Source organism: Flagellimonas meridianipacifica (genome assembly GCF_003001695.1).
Classification (GTDB): Bacteria; Bacteroidota; Bacteroidia; order Flavobacteriales; family Flavobacteriaceae; genus Flagellimonas; species Flagellimonas meridianipacifica.
Map to the genome: position 1 here is coordinate 1,728,163 of NZ_PVYX01000002.1, position 23,450 is coordinate 1,751,612.

The 23,450-nt window shown below is 33.7% G+C and carries 22 protein-coding genes; 20 read left to right on the forward strand and 2 right to left on the reverse strand.

Features of this window, described 5'->3' with window-relative positions:
• Positions 1–110: 110 nt before the first annotated feature.
• The gene (locus CLV81_RS17940) at positions 111–1,367 is read right to left on the reverse strand and encodes a sulfate adenylyltransferase subunit 1 (protein ID WP_106146962.1); all 1,257 of its coding nucleotides are present in this window, start codon (positions 1,365–1,367) and stop codon (positions 111–113) included.
• An 11-nt stretch (positions 1,368–1,378) separates the two neighbouring features.
• Positions 1,379–2,284: a sulfate adenylyltransferase subunit CysD gene (cysD, locus tag CLV81_RS17945; protein WP_106146964.1), complete on the reverse strand. Its 906-nt coding sequence runs from the start codon at positions 2,282–2,284 to the stop codon at positions 1,379–1,381.
• 301 nt (positions 2,285–2,585) lie between these two features.
• Between cysD and CLV81_RS17950 the strand changes: the two genes are divergently transcribed.
• From CLV81_RS17950 to drt3b, 20 genes are all read left to right on the forward strand, one after another.
• Positions 2,586–4,796, forward strand: a complete 2,211-nt coding sequence (locus CLV81_RS17950) for a peptidase domain-containing ABC transporter (protein ID WP_106146965.1) — start codon at positions 2,586–2,588, stop codon at positions 4,794–4,796.
• Entirely contained in the window at positions 4,780–6,090 is a 1,311-nt protein-coding gene (locus tag CLV81_RS17955) for an HlyD family secretion protein (RefSeq protein ID WP_106146967.1), read from the forward strand. Before CLV81_RS17950 ends, CLV81_RS17955 begins: the two co-directional genes overlap by 17 nt.
• Entirely contained in the window at positions 6,083–6,685 is a 603-nt protein-coding gene (locus CLV81_RS17960; RefSeq protein WP_106146968.1) for a sulfotransferase family 2 domain-containing protein, read from the forward strand. Before CLV81_RS17955 ends, CLV81_RS17960 begins: the two co-directional genes overlap by 8 nt.
• An 11-nt stretch (positions 6,686–6,696) precedes the next feature.
• On the forward strand, positions 6,697–7,224 hold the full coding sequence (gene cysC / locus CLV81_RS17965) for an adenylyl-sulfate kinase (protein ID WP_106146970.1): 528 nt from the start codon (positions 6,697–6,699) through the stop codon (positions 7,222–7,224).
• The gene (locus CLV81_RS17970; protein ID WP_106146971.1) at positions 7,221–8,297 is read left to right on the forward strand and encodes a glycosyltransferase family A protein; all 1,077 of its coding nucleotides are present in this window, start codon (positions 7,221–7,223) and stop codon (positions 8,295–8,297) included. The genes cysC and CLV81_RS17970 overlap by 4 nt, the downstream gene beginning before the upstream one ends.
• A gap of 15 nt (positions 8,298–8,312) precedes the next feature.
• Positions 8,313–9,173, forward strand: a complete 861-nt coding sequence (locus CLV81_RS17975) for a hypothetical protein (protein ID WP_106146973.1) — start codon at positions 8,313–8,315, stop codon at positions 9,171–9,173.
• A 6-nt stretch (positions 9,174–9,179) separates the two neighbouring features.
• On the forward strand, positions 9,180–9,866 hold the full coding sequence (locus tag CLV81_RS17980; protein ID WP_106146974.1) for a glycosyltransferase family 2 protein: 687 nt from the start codon (positions 9,180–9,182) through the stop codon (positions 9,864–9,866).
• Positions 9,867–10,661: 795 nt separating this feature from the next.
• A complete protein-coding gene (locus tag CLV81_RS17990; protein WP_106146977.1) occupies positions 10,662–10,856 on the forward strand; it encodes a hypothetical protein in 195 nt (64 codons plus the stop codon).
• 24 nt (positions 10,857–10,880) lie between these two features.
• The gene (locus CLV81_RS17995; RefSeq protein WP_106146979.1) at positions 10,881–11,072 is read left to right on the forward strand and encodes a hypothetical protein; all 192 of its coding nucleotides are present in this window, start codon (positions 10,881–10,883) and stop codon (positions 11,070–11,072) included.
• A 57-nt stretch (positions 11,073–11,129) separates the two neighbouring features.
• Positions 11,130–12,116, forward strand: a complete 987-nt coding sequence (gene gwsG, locus CLV81_RS18000; protein WP_106146981.1) for a grasp-with-spasm system ATP-grasp peptide maturase — start codon at positions 11,130–11,132, stop codon at positions 12,114–12,116.
• A gap of 168 nt (positions 12,117–12,284) precedes the next feature.
• The gene (gene gwsS / locus CLV81_RS18010; protein WP_106146985.1) at positions 12,285–13,286 is read left to right on the forward strand and encodes a grasp-with-spasm system SPASM domain peptide maturase; all 1,002 of its coding nucleotides are present in this window, start codon (positions 12,285–12,287) and stop codon (positions 13,284–13,286) included.
• Positions 13,287–13,655: 369 nt separating this feature from the next.
• Complete coding sequence (locus CLV81_RS18015) at positions 13,656–14,225, forward strand: DUF6624 domain-containing protein (protein ID WP_146129938.1); 570 nt, start codon at positions 13,656–13,658, stop codon at positions 14,223–14,225.
• 217 nt (positions 14,226–14,442) lie between these two features.
• Positions 14,443–16,008, forward strand: coding sequence for a vitamin K epoxide reductase family protein (locus tag CLV81_RS18020; protein WP_106146989.1), 1,566 nt, complete (start codon positions 14,443–14,445; stop codon positions 16,006–16,008).
• Positions 16,009–16,294: 286 nt separating this feature from the next.
• On the forward strand, positions 16,295–17,011 hold the full coding sequence (locus CLV81_RS18025; RefSeq protein ID WP_146129939.1) for a hypothetical protein: 717 nt from the start codon (positions 16,295–16,297) through the stop codon (positions 17,009–17,011).
• Between the two features lie 145 nt (positions 17,012–17,156).
• Positions 17,157–17,444: a helix-turn-helix domain-containing protein gene (locus CLV81_RS18030; protein ID WP_106146992.1), complete on the forward strand. Its 288-nt coding sequence runs from the start codon at positions 17,157–17,159 to the stop codon at positions 17,442–17,444.
• 130 nt (positions 17,445–17,574) lie between these two features.
• The gene (gene mbpA / locus CLV81_RS18035) at positions 17,575–17,871 is read left to right on the forward strand and encodes a mobilization protein MbpA (RefSeq protein WP_106146993.1); all 297 of its coding nucleotides are present in this window, start codon (positions 17,575–17,577) and stop codon (positions 17,869–17,871) included.
• A gap of 5 nt (positions 17,872–17,876) precedes the next feature.
• Positions 17,877–18,749, forward strand: a complete 873-nt coding sequence (locus CLV81_RS18040; RefSeq protein WP_245912080.1) for a relaxase/mobilization nuclease domain-containing protein — start codon at positions 17,877–17,879, stop codon at positions 18,747–18,749.
• 4 nt (positions 18,750–18,753) lie between these two features.
• A complete protein-coding gene (locus tag CLV81_RS18045) occupies positions 18,754–19,209 on the forward strand; it encodes a DUF6730 family protein (RefSeq protein ID WP_106146997.1) in 456 nt (151 codons plus the stop codon).
• Between the two features lie 386 nt (positions 19,210–19,595).
• Positions 19,596–21,080, forward strand: coding sequence for an antiviral reverse transcriptase Drt3a (gene drt3a / locus CLV81_RS18050; protein ID WP_106146999.1), 1,485 nt, complete (start codon positions 19,596–19,598; stop codon positions 21,078–21,080).
• Complete coding sequence (gene drt3b, locus CLV81_RS18055) at positions 21,077–23,377, forward strand: antiviral reverse transcriptase Drt3b (RefSeq protein WP_106147001.1); 2,301 nt, start codon at positions 21,077–21,079, stop codon at positions 23,375–23,377. Before drt3a ends, drt3b begins: the two co-directional genes overlap by 4 nt.
• The last annotated feature ends 73 nt before the right edge of the window (positions 23,378–23,450 follow it).

Below are 23,450 nucleotides of genomic sequence, written 5' to 3' on the forward strand. Positions count from 1 at the left end.
TAAAATGGAATATTGATTTAGTTTAACCACTATATCCTGAAAGTTTAGGTGAGATTCTGAACTAAGCAATTTCGAACTTTAATTAGATTCACTTTTCATATGATGTACAATCAAGAAATCATTCCAGCGGCAACAGTTTCGTTTGTTGACTCATCTATCAGAATAATACTTCCAGTTATTCGATTTACCCGATAGGAATCGACCATCAATGGCTTTGTAATTCTAATTCTGACTTTGCAGATATCGTTCATATCTATTTGGCTGTCTTCTAGATTTCTGCTCAATGTTTGAATGTCAAGTTTGTAAATAACCTCCTTTATAATTGCTTTTTGTTCGTTTGTGGTGTGCCTTATGATATATTTAGCTCTTGTTCTGGCTGGATTTCTATGCAACCAGCAAAGCATTACCTCAATATCCTGGGCCGTATCAGGAACATTGTTGGGGCGAACTATCATATCACCTCTGCTAATGTCGAAATCATCCTTTAACGTAACTGTTATTGACATTGGGGCGAATGCTTCTTTGAGCGATTCCTTTGGACCTTGAATGCCGGTTACTGTTGAGGCAAAGCCAGACGGCATAATGATTACCGTATCACCTACACGCAGGACACCACTGGCGATTCTGCCTGCATATCCCCTAAAGTCGGGATGCTCCTTGCTTTGGGGCCTCAATACGGTCTGAATAGGAAATCTTAAGTCTATTTTGTTTACATCGCTACTTATATGTATCGTTTCGAGGGTGTGCAGCAATGGCGCATCGAGGTACCAATCCATATTTTGGGATTTGTTTACCACGTTATCGCCCAAGAGAGCACTCAATGGGATAAAACGGATATCCCGAATAATCATTTTCGATGTAAACTCCACGAATTGCTGAACGATGGTATTAAAGACCTCCTCTTTAAAATCCACCAAATCCATTTTATTGATGCATACAATAAGGTGGGGTATGTTCAACAAAGAAGCAATGAATGTATGTCTTTTGGTCTGTTCTACGACTCCGTGTCTTGCGTCAATCAGAATTATAGCTGCGTTGGCTGTGGATGCCCCAGTCACCATATTTCTCGTGTACTGAATATGCCCTGGAGTATCTGCGATAATGAATTTCCGTTTGGGTGTGGTGAAGTAGCGATAGGCCACGTCAATAGTGATTCCCTGCTCCCTTTCATCACGAAGACCATCGGTAAAGAGCGCAAGGTCTACACAGTTATTTCCCTTTTTTCTGCTTACACTCTCAACGGCCTTCAGTTGGTCTTCAAAAATAGATTTCGAATCATAGAGAAGTCGGCCTATTAACGTGCTTTTTCCGTCATCCACACTTCCAGCTGTGGTAAATCTTAAAAGTTGGTTATTCTCTATGGACATTAATTCAGGGTTTAAAAATATCCATGTTTCTTTCGGTCCTCCATGGCTGTTTCGGATCTTTTGTCGTCACTTCGATTTCCCCTTTCCGTTTGGCGTATGGCGGCCACTTCGTAAACAATTTTTTCCAAAGTATCGGCTTCAGATTCAATACCACCGGTAATGGTTATATCGCCAAGCGTACGAAATCTTACTTTATGGGTCTCAACTTTTTCCTTTTCGTGTAAGGTAATATGCTCTGAAACCGGAATCCAACTGTCATTTCTCCAAATCACTTCCCTTTTATGGGCAAAATAAAGGGATGGGATTTGAATGTTTTCTCTTTTAATGTAGTTCCATACATCCATCTCGGTCCAGTTGCTAATTGGGAATACCCTAAAATGTTCCCCTTGAAAATGCTTGCCATTAAATAGATACCATAGTTCAGGGCGCTGATTTTTGGGATCCCATTGACCAAAATCATCACGATGGGAAAAGAAGCGCTCCTTAGCTCTTGCCTTTTCTTCGTCACGTCTTCCACCACCAATGGCACAGTCAATTTGATGTTCTTCTATTGAATCGAGCAAGGTTGTAATCTGAAGGGAGTTTCGTGTGGCATTTTTTCCACTTTCCTCGGCAACGCGGCCCTCGTCAATGGAATTCTGAACCGACCCTACAATCAATTGTACTCCGAATGACTTTATGAGGTTATCACGGAATTCAATGGTTTCAGGAAAATTATGTCCGGTGTCAATATGCATTAAGGAAAAGGGAATCTTACTAGGGTAAAAGGCCTTTTTGGCAAGATGTGTGACAACAATGGAGTCTTTCCCTCCGGAAAAAAGAATAACTGGGTTTTGAAATTGGGCCCATACCTCCCGAAGAACGTAAATGGCTTCTGCCTCAAGCTCATCTAAGTAATTTAGAAAAAACTTACTCACTTGGTTTGAGAATTAATTAGTCTTTAATCTTGCTGTATATAGATTCTACGACATCTTCATTGGATTGCCCTTCGTTTATGACCACATTTTGATTTTCAGGGATTCCCTTAGGTGCCGTAACACAGGTTATGTCCTTAATTTTTCCTTACCAGGCTTTTTATATAATCATGTCATTTTAAAAAAAGTGACCATTGAGCTTACTTCTACAAGCATAATGATAAAAATTTAGTGACTAAATTTTTCTACTGGAATAAAATGCGTAACCAATTATATTATATTTATGTAATAAATTACTCATTTTTTGAAAAAAAAATTCCCATTTTATAAACAGCCTGGCTTTAAAGATTGTGGACCTACTTGTTTGCGAATTATAGCTAAGCATTATGGAAGACTTATTTCATTACAAGAAATTCGAAATCTCTCTGAAGCTACACGTTCAGGTAGTAATTTGCTTAAGTTAGCTGGAGCAGCCGAAACTATTGGATTTAAAGCATTGGGAGTGAAAATAAGTTACTCTCAATTCAAGGAAGCTCCTTTGCCTTGTGTCGTTCACTGGCAAGACAGTCACTTTGTCGTTGTTTATAAAATTAAAAAAGATGTTGTTTATGTGTCCGATCCGTCTTATGGTCTGATTTCATATTCATCGAAAGAATTTATAACAGGTTGGATTGGAAGCAAAGCAACTGAATATTCCAAAGAAGGTATTGCTTTGTTGTTGGAGGTAACTCCAAAATTTAAAGAAATACAATGGGAGAATACAAGTAAGAAATCATTTTTTTTTCTTAAAAACTATTTATTTAAATATAAAAGTTTACTGGTACAATTGTGCATAGGGCTACTCGTTGGCAGTCTTTTGCAACTTATTTTTCCTTTTCTCACACAGAGTATTGTTGATGTGGGTATACAAAATCAGGATATCAATTTTATCTATTTGGTTTTGGCGGCACAGATAATGCTCTTTTTGGGAAGTACAAGTGTAGAGATTTTTAGAGGCTGGATATTGTTACACCTCAGCACTCGAATCAACATTTCCTTGGTATCGGATTTTTTTATCAAACTTATGGCTTTGCCAATAGCTTATTTTGATACTCGCATGACAGGTGACATTATGCAGCGAATTAGTGACCATGCACGTATTGAAAAACTATTGACAAGCTCTACACTTAGCACGATGTTTTCTTTGTTTAATCTGTTGATATTCGGCGCAGTACTCTTCTATTATAGCATATCTATTTTTGGAATATTTTTAATAGGTAGCCTTTTATATATCCTCTGGATATCTTATTTCCTCAAAAAAAGAAAGGAACTGGATTACAAGCGTTTTTCACAGCTGAGTCAAGAGCAGAGCACGGTAATCGAACTTATCAATGGTATGCAAGAAATAAAAATGCACAACGCCGAGAAACAAAAACGCTGGAAGTGGGAGTATTTGCAGGCAAGGCTGTTTAAAGTTTCCATACAAAGCTTAGCTTTAGAGCAGACCCAAGGCGTGGGATCCTCAGTAATTAATGAGTTTAAGAACATAATCATCACATTTACATCTGCAGTTTTGGTAATAGAGGGCGATATAACTCTGGGGATGATGCTTTCAATACAGTATATAATAGGTCAGCTAAATACACCAATAGGTGAAATGGTAGGCTTCATACGCTCCTATCAAGATGCTAAAATCAGTATGGAGCGCTTAGCAGAAATACACAATAAGGATGATGAAGAAAAAGGAGACAGGCAATTAATTCAAAAAATAAAATCGAATCAAGATTTAAAGCTAAATAATGTCTGCTTCCGTTATTTAGGTAGTGATGAGGATGTTATCCAAGAGTTGAACATGGAGATACCTGCTAATAAAGTTACTGCAATTGTTGGAGCGAGTGGAAGCGGTAAAACCACATTGATGAAGCTTTTATTAAAGTTTTACACCCCTAATAGAGGGAATATCTTGTATGGTAATCAATTTCTTGAAACAGTGTCCCCTAGTGCATGGAGAAATAACTGTGGAGTAGTTATGCAAGAAGGCTATGTCTTCAATGATACTATAGCAAATAACATCGCAGTAGGCACAGATACAATTGATGAGGGGCGTTTAATTCAAGCTACCACAATAGCAAACATACATCATTTCATACAATCTTTACCTCTTGGCTACAATACTAAAATAGGAAATGAAGGTATTGGGATTAGCACAGGTCAAAAACAGCGGTTGTTTATAGCCAGAGCAGTATATAAAAACCCTCATTTACTTTGTTTTGACGAAGCGACATCTGCATTAGATGCGAAAAATGAACGAGTGATTATGGAAAATTTAAACACTTTTTTTAAAGACAGGACAGTGATAATCATTGCTCATAGACTGAGCACAGTCAAAAATGCAGATAAAATTGTTGTTATGGACGAAGGTAGAATGATAGAATCAGGTACGCATAGACAGTTGTTACATTTAAAAGGAGCTTATTATAATTTGGTAAGCAACCAATTGGAGCTCGAAAAACTAAAAGATGGAGAGCATTTCTGAAGACAGCCAAACAGAAAAACTGAACTTAAGGTCTGAGGAAGTTCAGGAGATACTTAGCAATCCTCCCTCTTGGATAGTGCGCTGGGGCATAACTTTAATATTTATGTTTACCCTAATTATATTGACACTATGTTTTTTGATTAAATATCCTGACCTAGTGACGGCTAGAGTAATTGTAACTACTGAAAGACCAACGGAAAAAGTTGTTGCACGTTATTCGGGTGCTTTAGAGAAGATTTATATTGAGAACGGAGACACTGTAGTAGTTGACCAACGCCTAGCTGTCTTCAAAAATACCGCGAATACAGAGGATGTTCTAAGGCTAAAATCTATCGTGGATACAATATTTAATAATTCCTGGAACACCGTTTTTCCAATTCAAAAAGTTTCCCATTTTGCTTTGGGAGACATAGAAACTGCATATATCAACTTTGAAAAAAGTTATGTGGATTATGATATCTTAAGGAATTTAGACCCTTATACTTCTAAATTATACAGTAATCAGCAGTCATTAGAAGAAATTAAGCTTCAATTGAAAAACCAGATTGCGCAGAAAACGTCATTAGGAGTAGAGTATGATTTAGAAAAAAAGGATTACGAACGCCATAAACGTTTGTTTGAAAAGGGTGTTATCTCCCAGCAAGAATTTGAGCTAAAAGAACTAGAAAAACTTCAAATTGAAAAAAATCTTACTTCTTTGGCTATTTCCATTTCCCAAATGCGAGAAGCCATATTTTCTGCATCCCAGACCCTAAATGAAACAAAAGTTAGAAAACAAGAAGATGGTACCCGTCTTGTAGCAAATCTTTCGCAAGCGCTAAATGCGTTAAAAAAAGCGATTAGGGATTGGGAGCAGAATTACATGTTGTCATCTTCCATTGATGGAGTTGTAGGTTTTCAAGAATTTTGGGGTGAGAATCAGTATATAGAATCTGGAGAAGTGGTATTTTCCATTCTCCCAACGGATACACGAAAATTAGTAGGTAAACTTGTATTGCCTTCTCAAAATGCTGGAAAAGTTACTTCTCAACAAAGAGTGTTGGTGAAACTAGACAATTTTCCATATCAACAATACGGTATGCTTATTGGAATAGTAGATAACATATCTGTTTCCCCGGATAATGAGGGTAATTATTTTGTCTATATTTCTTTACCAAAAGGAATGAAAACCTCCTACAATAGAAGACTAACCTTTGATCAAGAACTTTTGGGCAGTGCAGAAATCATCACTGAGGATTTGACCATAGCAGAGCGAATTTTTTATAAGTTTAAAGATATATTTCGATATGAATAAGGTTTTAGTTTATGTTCATATTCCTAAAACAGCAGGAACTTCAATAGCAACAGTTGCTCATAGACTTGACATCTTGGTCAAAGGACACGATATACGAAATTCAGAGTTTGTGTCTCTCGAAAATTTAGTCAAGGATATAGGAAATAATTACTCGTTCTTCACCATAGTCAGGAATCCATGGGATCGAACACTTTCCTCTTTTTTATATCTTAACAAAGGTGGTAGAAATGATGCAGACAATAGGGATGGAAAGAAATTCGTACAAAGGTTCGATGGTAATTTCAATGCGTTTGTCAAAGAAGCTTTTCAAACGGATGCTATTTTAAAACAACTTCACTTCATGCCCCAATATAAATGGATTTGTGATAAAGGGGACAATCTTTTAGTCGATGAAGTATTGAAGTTTGAAAATCTTCAGGCGGGACTAGATTCATTTTTTAAAAGGAACGGTAAAAATAGTTTGGAACTTCCTCATGTGAACAAAACTATTCATGAGCATTACACTAAATATTATGATGAAACGTCAATAAAAATTATCGAGAAAATATACGAAAAGGATATTGCAATGTTCAATTATGAATTCCCCACCCCTTAGTTTTATATTCAATGCAGAAAATTAAAACGATTTGGTTTTTTGGTCTTTCAGGTTCTGGAAAGACTACTCTTTCAACAGTGTTTTCCGACATGATTGATAAAGATGGTCGCAAATCATTCCTTCTTGATGGGGATGTCATTAGAAAAGGTGTTAGCAATAACCTGGGATTTAACAAAAACGACAGAGCGGAAAATGTTAGAAGAATAGCTGAAATATGCAAGATATTGATAACCGTTGAAATAATTCCAATTGTGGCAGCAATTACGCCTTATAAATCAAATCGGGATAAAATAATCGAGATTCTTGGTCGGGATAATCTGACTTTGATATACGTGGATTGTTCTTTAGAAGAATGTGAGAAAAGAGATCCAAAAAATCTTTATCAGAAGGCAAGGATGGGTGAAATCAAGAATTTTACAGGCATAAGTGATGGTTTTGAAACTCCAAGTGCAAGTGAATACAATTTTAGAATAAAAACGGAAAACAAATCGATTCAACAGAGCGAAATTGAATTGGCCGAGTTGTTCAATAAGCTATGAAAAAGTCTAAAATTTCATTTTGTACGGTTTGTATGAACAGAGTACATCATTTAAAAGAAACCCTTCCAAAAAATATAAAAGATAATATTTCTTACGGAAACTTGGAATTTGTCGTACTGGACTACAACTCTCAAGATGATTTGGAAAATTGGATTTTTTCTGAAATGGGGTATTACTTAAGTCAAGGAATATTGGTATATCTAAAAACCGAAAAGCCAGAAAAATTTTTTATGAGCCATTCAAAGAACGTTGTTTCCAAACAAGCCGATGGAGATATTATATGCAACGTTGATGCAGATAACTTTTTGGGGAAAGGATTTGCGGAGTACATAGATGATAGCTTCAGAACAGAGCGAAATGCATATTTGACCGTAGATAAACGTACCACGAAAAGGGATTGTTTCGGACGAATCTGCATGAGAAAAAAGGATTTTCTAAAAATACGGGGTTACGATGAGTCCATGATTGGGTATGGTTTTGAAGATTTCGACCTTAGAAATCGTTTGGAACTGTTGGGAAGAAAAGCGCTTTTTATTTCTGAAAAATCTTTCCTTCAAGCTTTGGTGCATGATGATAAGGAAAGATTGATAAACGAGTCAAATGCTACATCAATATTCAAAATCTTTGTAAGATTCATTGACCATGCAAAATCTGAGCTTCTATACCTGTTTGATAACAATAAGTATTTCAGGGGAAAAATAGCAATCAGTCGATTGATTAACTCTGAATCTATTTACAATCTCTTTCCGGAAAAGAGGAATTATGAATATGCCAATTTTCTAGTGAATGATAAATGGAACCAAGGAAATTGGCTAAAATCACCTAATGAATACTCATTAGAAAATAAAGAGTGTGAAATGCGCCTAAAGTTGGGAATCGTACAAAAAAATCCTCTGGAGTTATTTGATAAATTAAACAAAAATGTTTTCCATGAAATTATTGATGATATTCAGATTATGGATATGATGATGTTCTTTTCCCAAATCAATAATCGAATTATAATGGAAAAAAATCGGAAGGAAAAGAAGATTGCCGTAAACCCAAATGGTTTTGGTGAAACCGTTTTCTGTTAAGATATTAACTGATAAATGTTTAAAAAACCTGATACAGTATTCCTGGCAGTTTCTATTTTTTATGCACGCGAAGCGTGGTATAAAATTATTTTAGAGGGAATAGTTCCATTTGTTGATGAGGAATCAGATTTAGAAAGCTATTATGTAGCTCTAAATAGTGATAGAGGTGAGCACATCAGACTTTCTTTAAAAACAAATAAAAATAAGGCCATAATATTGGCAAAAAAGATTGATGGCTATTTTTCAGATTACTTATTGAAAAATCCATCTAATAAGACTAAAAAGTCAGTGCCAATGGGTAGTTTGTTTACAGATTTCAAGAACAACTCTATCCACTACGGAGTATTTGATTTTAATTTCTCAGTTGGTTTCATTAGGATTTCTGAAAGCTTTCATCGCGATATAAGCAAGGTCCTTTTTTCTACATTTGAAATGTACGGTGAAAATCACACTGACTATTCGGTAGAAATAATTCTTCAAATATTCACCGTATTCTCAAATGTTGTCTCCTTCACCAAAGAAATGAGTTACAATTTTTTTTATCACTTGCTTCAAGAGGAAAACTTAAGTTTTTCTCATGATGTTCTAAACCAAATTTCAGAAGTTGCTCAAAGTAATTTCGAAAAAAATAAAGAAGAATTGAAGGATTTCATTCTAAAAAACTACAATGTCCAAATTGGAAAGTTTGATGGAGATTGGTTAAATCTGTCGGCTTTATGTATAAATTCATTTCTTTCCGAGATAAAAAAAATTAACCATACTACAGATTTAAATGAGCTTTACCCATATATAGTAAAAGCATTCTTAAATATGTTTGATTTCAAACAAAAGGTTATGGCATATAATCTTTTTCTTAAAACACTAAAATTTATGTAGAACAAAATGATGGATAAAGTTTTTTGTGTAATCTTGGATTATTGTGGGGGAAGTAGAACTGATAAGCTTTTTCTAAAACTTTCTAAGTGGAACCCTAATTTTAAAATCCATATTTTGGATAATGACAGTCCTTCAAATAAAAGTAATTATATAACCCATCAGAATAAATTTAATTCTGGTGTTGGTGGAGGAATTGTTGACTGTATATCATTGGCAAAACTTAACAATTCTAAGTACATATTATTTATTGCTAACGATATTTTACCTGTTACTAGAATAGATTTCCAACATTTACTAGAAATCATAGAATGTAATTCTGATGTTATACAAATCAGTACATCTCTAACCAAAAACTCTGATAAAAAGTATTATCCCTGGATGTACAATAGAGGCAATAAAGACAATAGAATTGTTAGACATGCCGACTTACTTTGCTCTCTTTTGAGGATTGATTTTATTGATAGTTTTGGAGGATTTCCTAAATCACGAAGTGGTTGGGGATATGACTGGGAAATTAGTTATCAAGCTAAGTTGCAAAGAAAAAAAATAGTCGTGTGCGATTATTACAGAGTCAAGCATCTTGACGAGAAGAAGTCAACAACTGTTTGGAACAAAAAATTAGAGGAGGTTATTGAAATATACAATAAACGTTACGGAGACTATCGTTTAATTATGCCCTTTAATAATTATTGAATCAAAACATTTTGATTCCAAAAGTAAACTTAAATCTTCAGGACACGCTAAGTACTAACATAAGAATTGAAAAGAATATCAAACTTAAAAACCAAGATTTGAAACTAATCCTATTGACTTCCCTTACAGGTTTAAGAGAAAGAAGTAAGATAGAGATCAAGCTTAAAAATGGTATGAGGGTATTCATAATTTGAATCCAACTGTTAAATTCAAGCTTTACAATTGAATCGTTTTTTAATCGAAAAAGTACGAAAGTAATTAAACTTACAATTGAAATTAACCAGCCACAATATCCTAAAATCCAACCTAACTTTCTTTTGAGAAAGATTAAAAGACCAGATGATACTAATAAAATTCCTATGGTTAATTGAATGCTGTCTTTAAGTAATAATTCAGCAAATGAAGGGGTAGTATTTGGAATAAACCCTTTTTTTGGCAAGGTAGACAAATAATATATTCTTCTATCTGTCAAATAGTACGTTTTAATTAAAAGCAAAATACCTATAACTAGATTAATTCCTCCCAGGATTTTGTTAATAGTATTCCAATCTATTTTATTGAAACATTTCATGGAAAAAGATATTCTTGAAAAATAATTCATTTGTTAATTATTAGTCTTTTTCTTTCTTAATTATATGTATTATCGTTATATACAAAGAAGAAAAAACGAAAAAATAATATAATAAATCGCTTATACTGATAAAATATTTACTAAATTAGAAGCAAGAAAGCCTTACAAATTTATATTTGTTTTTAAAAATTTTCACTGATGTTAACCATTAAAGACAAGCTATCATGAAAAAGTTAAGTTTAAGTTCCTTTGAGGAGGATGTTTTGAAATCTGATATTTCCAAGAAAATAACCGGTGGGTATTATAATGAGGGGTATTCAAGTGACACTAGTCAATGTACATGGCATTCAACTTATGGGTTTTTTGAGGGTTATGATGGCGATAATACTTCTGATGGAGATTATTATAGTTCATGTTGATTAATTGTTAATCTAATTCTGATTATGAAAAAATTAAGTTTAAGTTCCTTTGAGGAGGATGTTTTGAAATCTGATATTTCCAAGAAAATTACTGGTGGTTATTATGGTAACGAAGGCACCGCCACTGACACCTGCCATGCGAATAATACAATAAGTTTGTATGGACCAACCATGCCAGACTACCATTCAGATGGTGATTGGTATTCATCTTGTTGAGATTAATACTCTTACAATATCTTCTAATCGAATCCTCGGAAGTAACGGGTTAAGTAGATGATACTAATTCTTAGTCAAGAAAATTATGACCCTTCGACTTCGGATGTTCAAAATTGGCTAGATTACTATGGCGCAAAATACAAACGCATTAACGGCGCGGATATATTCAAGGATTTTACAACTGATTTGGGCAATTCAAATTTTGATCAGTTAATAGAAGAAGTAAATGTTGTTTGGTTCCGTAGATGGCTTGAATTTGAATCAAGATTTAAGATTACTTACGAAGATTTGCCTGAAGGAGTTTTAGCTAGCGAAAACAATTTGTTGAGGCTCTCCGAGTACGTTAAAAATGAGACAAGAGTAGTCAACAACTTTTTTTTTGATTTATTTAAAGAAAAAGTTTGGTTGTCAGATCCAAGAAAAATTCGCTTAAGTAAACTCCGTGTGTTGCAATTAGCAAAAACTAACGGTTTGCTAACGCCATATTCACTTGTTACTACCTCCAAACTTGAATTAATAAGGTTTAAAAATCAACACGGAAGAGTTATATCTAAGAATCTCAACGAGGTCCAAGTATTTACTGATTTAAAATCTAAATATCATTCTTCTAAAACAATAGAAGTAGATAATGACTTTATTGAAAATATCAGCGAAAACTTTTTTCCTTCTTTTTTTCAGTCATTGATAGAGAAAGAATATGAACTAAGAGTTTTTTTTCTTGATGACGAGTTTTATCCAATGGCCATATTCTCCCAATTAGATAAAAAAACAAAGATAGATTTTCGCAATTATAATAATGACAATCCAAATCGTTGTGTACCTTATGAATTAGATGAAAAGATAAAATTTTCATTAAAAAAACTAATGGCTGATTTAAACTTAAAAACGGGGTCAATAGATTTAATTAAATCTATTGATGGGAAATACTACTTTTTAGAAGTTAATCCTGTGGGGCAATTTGGTATGACGTCCTTTCCTTGCAATTATAAGCTTGAAAAAAAAATTGCCGAATATCTAATTCAATTAGACAAGACAAATGAATAACAGAGAAAACGACGAATCTAAGGTCCCAATAATTTTTAGTAGACTTACTGAAGATGATTTTGGTACTACGGTTAAACTGAATCGAATTACAAATTTCAAAACTAAAAATACTGGCTTTTTGAATTGTAAGAGTTTCTACAGGGTGATTTCCACATTAAAATTCGATGAATGAAGTATTTTTTATTGTTTCAATCATGTATCCCTGTAAAAGGAGCAAAGCGCTGTACGATATGTGATTTAGCAAAGAAGGACATATATTTCATAAGTCTTGGATTGTACGAATTTTTAACGGAGTTTGAAAACGTTCCATATCATGAAATTCTTGATTTCCAAGACGAAGAGGTTCGAGATAAAATAAAATCAGAAGTAGATTTTCTAGTAGAAAAAGAGGTGGGCTTTTTTACCTCTAATCCAAAAAAGTTTCCTAGACTAAAACTAGATTGGGCCTATCCCGCTGTCATTTCAAACGCAATCATCGAACACAATAACAGTTCAGATTATAATATCTTAGATGTAATCCAACAGCTAAATCAACAAGGATGTAAATTTATTGAGATTAGATTTTACGATGGCTATTCTCTTGAATCTTTAGAAGCTATATTGAAACAACTAGATTCCACCGATGTTAACAGTTTAATCATCTATCTAAAATACAGTGCTAAATGGAATAGAAAAAACCTATTAAGGTTACTAATATTATTTCCAAGAATTGCGCATTTACATGTTTTTGGAACTCAAGATTTAAAACTTAATGAAAATGAGGAAGCTATTCAAAGAATTTCTTTTCATAAAGGATTGATTCACGACAACAGTTGTTGTGGGACAATAAAAGAAAACTATTTTTCGATTAACTTCCAATCCTTTAGTGAAGCACAAGAATACAATAGCTGTCTCAATGGAAAAATGACTATTTCTGCAACAGGCAACATTAAAAATTGTCCATCATTACCAGAAACTTATGGCAATGTTAAAAAAGTAGCCATTAAAAATTCTATTTCTGATAACTTCAGAAAATATTGGAAGATTAATAAGGACCAAATTGATATTTGCAGAGATTGTGAGTTTAGATATTTATGTCCTGATTGTAGAGCATTTTTGAAAGATGCAGAAAATCCTTTTTCCAAACCTAAGAAATGTAATTATAATCCATACACAGCTGTCTGGGAATGAAATAAGCCGAAAAAACAACTCGAAATTTTTAACTAATTTCTTTTACATTAAAAGAAAGTATCATTTGCATAGAGATTAAATGTTTCTCTCATTATGATTGAAGCAGTATAGCATGAAAAATAAGGATAATTTGGCGATAACCTGATTAACTATTTGATAATGAAATATTCAAGATTCAATAGGTCAACATTAATCTTAGTAGAGGAATTGAGTTGTAAAGATATTTCCTGTATCATCAGTTTTTCATATCTCCTCAAAGGAGCTTAATTTCTACTTTATATTTAATGGTTTATGAGAAATGGCTGTCTGTTTATATTTTTTATGTATACTCTAACTTGGAGTTGTAAAAACGATTACAATAAATCCAATATGAATTTAGAAAGACTAAGTATCGAACTTGATAGCATTTTAATCGAAGATCAAAAGTTTAGATCTGAAATAGTTGCGTTGCAAAATCAGAAATCTGATTCGGTAGAACTACAACGGATTTGGGAAAAACAGAGGAAATTGGATTCATCTAACCTGGTTCGGGTAGAGCAAATCATCAATCAAATAAACGGATTTCCTGGAAAATCACTAGTAGGTTCTTCTGCAAGTAAGGCTGCATTTTTAGTTCTCCAACATGCTCCCATAGCCAAACAAGGAAAATATTTAGATATAATATTAGAAGCAGCGAAAAAAAATGAGTTAGACAAAGGTTTGGCCGCCATGTATCACGATAGATATTTAATGTATAATGGTAAGCCCCAAATCTATGGGACTCAAATTAGATCTTTTGATGTTAAAAATCCGGAAACGGGTAACAAAGAAAAAGTAAATTGTATTTGGCCAATTGCTGACACTACCAATATTGATTCTTTGCGACTATGGAATGGATTGATACCCTTAAAAGATTACCTCGGTAATTTTGGAATAGTCAATTTAACATATTGTGATTGAGTCGGTGTCAGACTGAAATCAATATTTAACACAGGCATACTTATTTAAATACCCCTTTGGTAACTGAATTCCACATGGAATTAAGTCTCAAAATGCAAAACATAAAAAATACATGCTTAAATTTTAATGAGGGCAACAATTCTTTGATTTAAAATGAATTAACTTAAGTGAAAATCGTAGTTGTTTTTATTTTTTATAAGCCAACTTTCTTAGATTCATGAATACTCTTAATACAACAAATGATTATGAAAAGAATTTTGAAAACACATTATCAAATGCACTGAAACTTTTTGATATTAAGATTTCAAAAGAGTATTTGGATTGGTTTGCCTACAATCCTTTATATCCAACATTAAATTTATTAGAAAGAGCATTCAAGCAGATGGGATTCTCCTCTCTGGTAGTTCAAATAAAAATTGAAAAATTAAATCAAATTCCGCTTCCAGCGATAACTCATCTAAGTGATGGGGTCGGACGGTTTGTGATAATTACAACAATAACTGATGACAAGGTAATTATTCATGACTCTGTTAATGGCTACCAAACTTTGTCTAAAGTGGATTTTTTTCAGGATTCAAATGGAGTTTTCCTATTACTTGAAAAAGAAAATAAACCAACATTAAGTATATCTAGTTTAGAAGAAAATAATGGGAAGAAGATAAAGTATTTGACCTCTTTTTTAGTATTGTCCCTATTTAGCTTAGTCCTACTTAATCCGTCCAAAGCTAATTTATTTTACTTTTTTATTGGACTGTCTGGTTTTGTTCTTTCCCTTACAATTAAGTTGGTCGAATCCAATATTGTATTGAATTCCTTCTGTAAAATCGGGAGTAATATTGATTGCAACACAGTTTTAAACTCTAAAGGCTCATACATTTTCGGGACAGTAAAAGCTAGTGATTTGAGTTTATTTTGGTATCTATTTATTTTTATTTTTACTCTGTTATCTACTTTAAAAGAAAGTCAGTATCACCTTCTAAATCTGTTAGGCTATCTTTCGATACTGTATTTACCATATTCCATAATTTATCAATCATTAGTGATCAGGAAATGGTGTATGTTATGTTTGTCGATTCAGTTTTTGATATTGGTGCATTTCCTTTACTCTTTATTACATGTTCCTATAAATTCATTATCCGAAATGAACATTAAAGCAGATGTACTTTCTTTACCCATAATACTCTTATGTTTTGCATTGACCTTATTGTTGAAAATTTATTTAGAGAAGAATTCCAGAGCAAAGGAGTTATCACTTTCAAGAAATCTATTCTCCCTGGACGAGGAAATCTTAGAACATTATTTGAAGGGCAAACCTACTATTGCGACTAACTTAGGGAAAGCTTCAATTAATATGATTTCTTCACCTAAAGACGTTGAGATAACCATAGTATTAAACCCTCTCTGTGAAGCATGCAAAAAGGCATTTGAAAAATTATTGAGACTGCATTTGGTAAGGCCCTCTATCTTTATAAATGTTATAATGGTAAAAAAATGGAACTCTAAAGAGGAAGATGAAATTTTTAAATTGATATTTAGTGAAGAGATTGAAAATAGATTTTCAATTTTAAAGGCGGTAATGACCGGTGAGAAATATAAATCCGGTGAATCGAATATGGAACAAAGTCACGATTTTATGGAAACACATCAAAATTGGTTTGAGAAATCGGGACTGGAATACACGCCGCGCTATTTTATGAATGGAAAGTTGGTTCCAGAAAAATATAATCTTGACGATATAATGTATCATCTTCTTCATTTTGAGAAGCATTTAAATAACGAATAGTCATTTTGGTCAATTACACGTACAAAAGAATTAAAGATAAAAGACTTTAATTTGGAAGTTGAACCCGACCAATAAACTCTCGCAAAGAATTCCTCAGCTCCTTCGGAAGTCACAAAACCTTTGGGTTTTGCGACACCCTCAGAGCCACGCGAAAGCACGAGCGGCTAATGCCGCTCGACCTTTCTTCTCCCTTCCCACAAGCACATTTTATAAGAGCATGGTCGTGAAAAGCAGCATTACAACCTTATCCTGCGGATTTGCCAAGAGAAAGCGTTAATTTGATGAGATGCTTCTGATTCTAAAGTATTTCATGATTACCTGTTTCGCTTATGTGATTATCAGGATTGCGGTACCCTATCTCGTGCTATTTCTGCGATTTATGTTCAACGAAGCTTTTAAATGGGATAAATACGTAGAAAAGCCAAGGTTGGTATTCTATGCATTGGGGCTTTTCTCTATGAACTTGGGATATAATGGCATAGTGGAGCCATTGGAAAGATTCTCTATATTTTCCTATGCCACTGGGGGCTTTCTCTTTTTGATAGGTATGTTCACGACCCAACTGACGTGGAGTAAATGGTTTGAGAGAATCTTCATTCCCAAAATAAAGGAGAAATTAAAGACCTCCAGAAATTTCAATATTTCAATCAGCAAGTCCCAATTGGGGAAACTCTACGATAATTTGGTCCGCTATGATATGGTCATCATCGATAAAACCTCAAAAGTTGATTTTATCCAATGCTTTTTAGAGGATTGGGATGAACATGATTCTAAGATACATCTGAAATTAAAAAACCCTGCATGTAAGGAGTTTTACGAACTCCTGAAAATGAGTTTTCCCAAGAATGACTTACAGCTTATTGATTTCATCAAAAATTCGGATGTGTTAAGACGTGAGGATGGGCGAAGATATAACTACGATACCGTGAGAAACGCCCTGACCAGGCCCCGAGTCTCCAAAAGAAGCGAAGAATTGGAGGCCGTATTTGCCCCATTTTCGTAAAACTTGCTTGCATTCTCCTCTATTTTGCTTGCCCCACATGCAATGCAAGCCTTTCCTATATTTTCCTATGCTAGTTTGCTGAAAGAATTCTATTAAAAAGTACAAAAGCTTTTGTCCATTGTTTCACTCCAAAAAATCTAGAATAATGGATTATTTAAAACTAGAGGAACGTCTTGAACGTATAGAGCGATTACTGTCCAGCAACAAGGAGGTATTGACATTTGAGGAGGCCTGTGACTATATGGGCGTATCACGAAGTTTTCTTTACAAGCTTACTTCAAGAAGACAGATACCCCACTCAAAACCCAATGGCAAAATGATATTCTTCGAAAAGAAGAAACTCAATCTTTGGCTATTGCAGAACAAGAGAAAATCGAAAGCTGAATTGGAAGCGGAAGCACTTAAATATGCGCTTAAAAATAAGAAGAATTGATGATGGATAGGGAGAGAAGCGAGCGAACGAATTCAGCATGAAAATGATGATTGAGTGAGAATTCAAGATGTGTCATTGTCATGACAAATCTTGCTTTTGCTCCCGAAGGTCGCAAAAGAAAAAAAGGATTATGAAGCGGGAATTCGTTCAATTCAGGTGCTCGGTTTATGAGAAGAAATTACTAAAAGTAAAGGCCAAAAAATCAGGTCTTTCCATTAGTGAGTATTGTCGTCGTGCCGCATTTGATGACAGAATCATTGAACGTTTATCAGAAGATCAAATCGAGGCCTATAAGTTATTGGTACAGTACCAGAACAATTTCAAACGGATCGGTAATATGTTCCGAAAGCGAAATCCAAAATTGGCGGATGAAGTCACACAACTGGCAAAAGAAATCAGGGAACACCTTTTAAGTTTTAAGGTATGATTGGAATGGGAAAGTCCATATCGCACACTTCGGCATCTATGGCTTACGGACTTCGGGAAGAAAAGAAACCTGAGATTGTTCATAGCCAATATTTGGCCGGGGATACTCCTAAAGAGATTGCCCAGGAGTTCAGGACCATTCAACAGCAGAACCATCAATGTAAAAAGAACACCTTGAGTTTCGTGCTGAGTCCGACCATCAAAGATGGCAAAGAAATGAAGAACAAAGAACTGCAAGAAATCACGAAACGCTTTTTAAAGCAAATGAAGTTACGGGAGAACCAGGCCATTGCCTTTGTACACAGAAACCGGAAACACGTCCATATCCACTTGTATGTGAACCGAATCAATTTTCAAGGGCAAGCTTACAAAGACAATTTTATCGGGAAGCGGAGCCAACAAGCAGCTGAACGGGTGGCAAAGGAAATGGGATTGACCACAGTACGGGAAGTACAGCAACAAAAACTGGACAAGGCCAAGGATATGCGGATGATCCTCAAAAGAATCCACGAAAAGGTCATCAGCGAGGTTAGGCCAAAGGACTTTGACCAATACATCAAGGCTATGGAAGTCTATCCTGTAAAGGTTATTCCATCCATCAACAAACAGAACCAACTGCAGGGCTTTCGGTTTGAGTTTGCGGGGCAGAATTTAAAAGGGAGCGAGGTACATCGTTCCATGTCCATGAACAAGATAGCCGAACAGATTGGTTTCAACAGAAATGTTGTGGAGAAAGCCAAAACCGAAAATGCCATGAAACTGATGGGCAAAACGGTAAGCCTCTCCCCTAACCTGGTTGTCAAGATTGCAACGAAAGCAATCTCAAAAACCATCAAAAGAACCATTGATAAAGGAATTGGAATCGAAATAGGAATGTAACATTATGGCAAAACTGGACGAAATAGCAGAATTATTGACAGAGGAACTGAAGAGCTTTGAACACTCGGTCAATCGAATGGAAAAACTGAAAGAGTTTCTTATTGGTTATAAGGTATCAGCGGACACCGATGATATTGACTACCTTTTAAAAGGGTACAATGATTCCCAAAAGAAAGCGGTTGAAGAACAGAACAAGCTATTGGCCAATGTCATATATCACGTGAAAAAATCTATTGCCTTTCCAAAATGGGTAGTAAAGCTGTTCTGGGGATTTTTGGTCATCGTTTTGTTAGTCTTGGGATATGCTATATTCCAGATTTCAAACATCCCCAAAAAGGAACAGGCTGCGTTTTCATCGGGCGAAAGTAACGCCGTCAGACACTTTGAACGATTTATCGAGGAAACTCCAAAGGCTGGTGCCCTTTACGAAGAATGGCGCAATCCCAAAGGCAAAAAGTAGTTTGCGCCCTATGGAATTTCTCCCTCTCGCTTATCTTCCCGAACGCGGAAGAAATTCCACAGGAACCACGCGCAAAGTTTCGGGGTAAGGATTTGGGGACTTTCAAAATATTGGATGAACTAGCGTCTCTGGAAAGAAATAAGAAAATTCCTTATTCGGGTCTTCATTAATTGTTAAAGTGGGGTGTTATTTCTATTTTGGTATTAGACCAAACAATCAAAATAAATATGTTTAATGCGCGGAATCCAGAATCCACTCCACAGCACTATATAGAGTCATTTTATCACAGTATGAAAGTTGTTAGAGTTTTAATACCTCCCCCATTCTATGAATAATCTCGGTTCTATAAAACCAAAATCAATTCTCAAATTCTCCTTAACTCTGTTATGTTAGACCAATCTTTTTCATCAAAATCATTTCAAGAAATTTTCGATAAAGAAAATCGAAAAGGAATTAATGTCGAAGATAAATACAAAGATGATTTTGCAGATTCTATAGCAAAAGTTGGAGATCTAAAAATTCTTAGAAAACAAATACAGTTGGAGAAGAATTTTGAAACAAGAAAACTACTTTATGTTGAAAAGAAAAAACTCAAAAAGGAAAGAGATAACCTTGTCTCCGATGTTTTGGACAAAATAGCTGATGGGATTAATACACATACTATTAATTTGGAACTAGGTGGTTATCACGGTGGACAGAGTTATATGTTTGAACGAAATGTTCAAAATTTCTTCATCTCGAAAAAAATTCAAGACAACATAAAGGAGACTTATAATGTAAAGCAATCGTCACGATATGCAATATTAAGCGAATTGTTAAACCTCTTGGAAGATAACTTTCCTAAATATGTTATACGTACCGATATTAAAAGTTTTTATGAATCAATTCCTCAAAAGAAATTACTGGACAAAATCAATCACGATTATTTGTTAAGTATAAAAACGAAAAAGTTTATTAGTCAGATTTTTACAAGCTATAATAATCTTACGGGGCAAACCGATCCCGAAACGGCCAAAGGAGTTCCAAGAGGAGTTGGCATTAGTGCTTATTTATCAGAACTTTTTATGAGAAGCGTCGATAATAAAATTAGGGAGCTTGATGATTTGGTTTACTATGCAAGATATGTTGATGATATTGTCGCAATTTTCGTTCCTAAATCGAAAAAAATTGAACCTATTGAATTAACAAATTATAAAACAAAACTCACAAATTTAATAATAAGCGAAGGGCTCGTTTTGAATATTAGAAAAACAAGTGAGTACGATCTATTAGAAGGAATTTATAATTTAAGGTTTAACGATAATCAACCCAATTACTCTCCCAAGACAATCCAATATTTAGGTTATGAAATAGGAAGTATAATTACTTATAAACCTAATGGTAACATAAAAAGTAAAGATTTAAGCGTAAGACTGTCGAAAAAGAAAGTCGATAAGTATTTCAAAAAAATCAAATTATCATTTCAGCATTTTGAAAAGAAAAAGAAACACAATAGAAAGAATGCATTTAAATTGTTATCCGCTCGAATCAATTATCTCACCTCTAACACAAAATTGAGGAATAACAAGGATAAAGTCTTTGTTGGAATCTACTACTCCAATCCATTTTTAAATAATTATGCATCTCTCGAAAAACTTCAGACAAGGCTTAAATGGCATATCAATAGGGCTGGATTGACAACTGATGAAAAGCATACTATGCTTAAATATTCGTTTACCGAGGGATTTACAAAGAAAGCTTTTCAAATGTTACCCCTAAAAAACAAAAAATATAAAAGCCATAATAGAAAACGGAATGATGTAAACAATCAGAATAATAAAGGGATATTACAATTTGGCATTGCTGAAATCAATTCAATTTGGAAAAGATGAGGAGAAAAACTGGAAATAATATAGGATATAAAAAAGAAAGAATTGTTCTTTCAGATATATTACCGTATGAGGTCCCTCCTTTCTTTTCAAACAGACATTTTTATAATTTTTTGGTCAAAAACAACGTCGTCCTTAACGAACAAAATAGGACAATTCAGTTTAAAAAAGACCATTCAGGAATACTAAAAAGACTAATTGAAATACTTTTTGGGATTGATAAGAACGTAAACTTTATAAGTAACACAGAGTTCGATTCTTTTAATTTCAATGAAAAAACTTTTAATGAGAAACTTTTTCTAACGATACCGTTTAAATTCAAAATAACACATAAAAACAATGATTATAGAGAATTGACTGTAATTCACCCTGTAAATCAACTTTATTTAGTGGGGTTTTATGATAAGTATAAGAATACAATTCTATACAATACAAAGCTGAGCAGATTTTCGTTGAGAAGACCAAGCAAAGTTTCATCGTTAAAATTCTACAAAGACAATACCAACAAAAAGAAAAAATCTAAAAATCAGGATATTGAAATAATTGAAACGACGGATAAGGAATATACAAGTTTGAAAACATTCTTTTCTTACCAGAAGTACAGCAATATTTACGAGTTTTATGAATCATATGAGTATCAAAGAGCAGAAAAACGATTTGATAATTTGGTGAAATTCGATATTTCAAGATGTTTCGATAGTATTTACACCCATACGCTATCATGGGCATTATCCAATAAGAAAATTGTAAAGGATAATTTACATACCAATAAGAATTCGTTTGGTGGGAAGTTTGATAGAGTGATGCAACAAATGAACTATAACGAAACAAATGGTATTGTAATTGGTCCAGAATTTTCAAGGATATTCGCTGAACTAATTTTGCAAAGAATAGATAAGAATGTTGAAAAAGAACTATACAGAAAAGGTCATAAGTACAAGAAGGATTATGATGTTTATAGGTATGTAGATGATTTTTTCGTTTTTTACAATGATGATAAAATCAAATCGGAGATTATAGGCTTATACAAAATCAAACTACAAGAATATAATCTGTTTTTTAACGACTCGAAAACGAAAATTATTCCTAAACCAATCATTACGAACATTACTATTGCTAAAGAAGAAATTCGCGGACTAGTTGAACATTCAATGCTCTTTCAATTTTACGATTCGGAGATAAAAAAGCAAATAGGTTTAAAATACTATACAGCTAAAGACATCATTACAAACTACAAAGCTATTTTGGCCAAAACCGAAACTAGTTACAAAGACCTTCAAAATTACTTTTTAGCAATTATTTTCAATAAGCTTAAGAGTCTAATAAAAAAGATACAAGATGAACAGGAAAATCTACTTCGCTTATATGCGCAAAAACGTGATACAGAGACAAGGTTAAATGATGAAGTACAAAATGAAGTGCCAAAGTATCAAGAAAAATTAGATGAAATTCTTGAGGAAATAAAGGAACAAGAGAAGAAATTAAAATCATATCATAATCAATTATTCAAAAATATTAATGAGATAATTGAATTAACATTTTTTATTTATTCCGTTCTTCCAAGGGTAACCTATTCAATAAAAGTTTGCCACATTTTATATAGAATTATTGACTTTGTTAAGAATCAAGAGCGCACAAAACAGAGACATCTAATGAAAGTCCCTGATGCAAGCATCGATGAAATAAAGTACATTGCATTTGATTTTGATAAGAAACATAATCTTTACAAAAAAATATATGATGGTATTTCATTGGTATTTCAAAAAAGTCTTTCTTCGGAATATGCAGAAGTGGAAACTTTATATTTAATACAAATAATAAATGAATTAGGGGAAAATTATCGTTTTGAAGAAGATTCAATTAACAAACACTTTCGAGTTTTTCATATAGATAATCAAAATGTCAAAACCCTTAACGCAAGTCTAAATTACTTCACAATCATTTCTCTTTTGAATTATATAAATGTCGATATTAATAAAAAATACGATACTCTAAGAACAGACCTACGAAGTATAATCATTGAAAAGTTTAATAAGTTTGAAAAGAATAATGCAGAGGATATATTCTTATTGATAGACGTGCTTACTTGCCCATATGTTGGATCTACGGATGCAGAAACAAAGGAATTTAGGCGACAAATTTTAGATAAAATAAAGTTTTTTGATGCAGGTACAAGTATTGCAGATAAAGACTTAATAATCGGAAAAATTGCAAGCTATACTTCTGATTGGTTTTACAGCTGGAAGGAAAATGATTTAGGTAAAGAGCTAAATACCAAAAGAGGTCATAGCGTTTATTAAAATATTTGGGGCAACGTATTCAAGAAATTGGATACACTCTTAAAAGCCATAATTTGAAGTTTATTTTGGTAAC

Coding starts and splice junctions, on each gene's coding strand:
- CLV81_RS17940 (WP_106146962.1), bottom strand. CDS start 1,367: ATGTCCATAGAGAATAACCAACTTTTAAGATTTACCACAGCTGGAAGT.
- CLV81_RS17955 (WP_106146967.1), top strand. CDS start 4,780: ATGGAGAGCATTTCTGAAGACAGCCAAACAGAAAAACTGAACTTAAGG.
- CLV81_RS17960 (WP_106146968.1), top strand. CDS start 6,083: ATGAATAAGGTTTTAGTTTATGTTCATATTCCTAAAACAGCAGGAACT.
- cysC (WP_106146970.1), top strand. CDS start 6,697: ATGCAGAAAATTAAAACGATTTGGTTTTTTGGTCTTTCAGGTTCTGGA.
- CLV81_RS17970 (WP_106146971.1), top strand. CDS start 7,221: ATGAAAAAGTCTAAAATTTCATTTTGTACGGTTTGTATGAACAGAGTA.
- CLV81_RS17975 (WP_106146973.1), top strand. CDS start 8,313: ATGTTTAAAAAACCTGATACAGTATTCCTGGCAGTTTCTATTTTTTAT.
- CLV81_RS17980 (WP_106146974.1), top strand. CDS start 9,180: ATGATGGATAAAGTTTTTTGTGTAATCTTGGATTATTGTGGGGGAAGT.
- CLV81_RS17990 (WP_106146977.1), top strand. CDS start 10,662: ATGAAAAAGTTAAGTTTAAGTTCCTTTGAGGAGGATGTTTTGAAATCT.
- CLV81_RS17995 (WP_106146979.1), top strand. CDS start 10,881: ATGAAAAAATTAAGTTTAAGTTCCTTTGAGGAGGATGTTTTGAAATCT.
- gwsG (WP_106146981.1), top strand. CDS start 11,130: ATGATACTAATTCTTAGTCAAGAAAATTATGACCCTTCGACTTCGGAT.
- gwsS (WP_106146985.1), top strand. CDS start 12,285: ATGAAGTATTTTTTATTGTTTCAATCATGTATCCCTGTAAAAGGAGCA.
- CLV81_RS18015 (WP_146129938.1), top strand. CDS start 13,656: ATGAATTTAGAAAGACTAAGTATCGAACTTGATAGCATTTTAATCGAA.
- CLV81_RS18020 (WP_106146989.1), top strand. CDS start 14,443: ATGAATACTCTTAATACAACAAATGATTATGAAAAGAATTTTGAAAAC.
- CLV81_RS18025 (WP_146129939.1), top strand. CDS start 16,295: ATGCTTCTGATTCTAAAGTATTTCATGATTACCTGTTTCGCTTATGTG.
- CLV81_RS18030 (WP_106146992.1), top strand. CDS start 17,157: ATGGATTATTTAAAACTAGAGGAACGTCTTGAACGTATAGAGCGATTA.
- mbpA (WP_106146993.1), top strand. CDS start 17,575: ATGAAGCGGGAATTCGTTCAATTCAGGTGCTCGGTTTATGAGAAGAAA.
- CLV81_RS18040 (WP_245912080.1), top strand. CDS start 17,877: ATGGGAAAGTCCATATCGCACACTTCGGCATCTATGGCTTACGGACTT.
- CLV81_RS18045 (WP_106146997.1), top strand. CDS start 18,754: ATGGCAAAACTGGACGAAATAGCAGAATTATTGACAGAGGAACTGAAG.
- drt3a (WP_106146999.1), top strand. CDS start 19,596: ATGTTAGACCAATCTTTTTCATCAAAATCATTTCAAGAAATTTTCGAT.
- drt3b (WP_106147001.1), top strand. CDS start 21,077: ATGAGGAGAAAAACTGGAAATAATATAGGATATAAAAAAGAAAGAATT.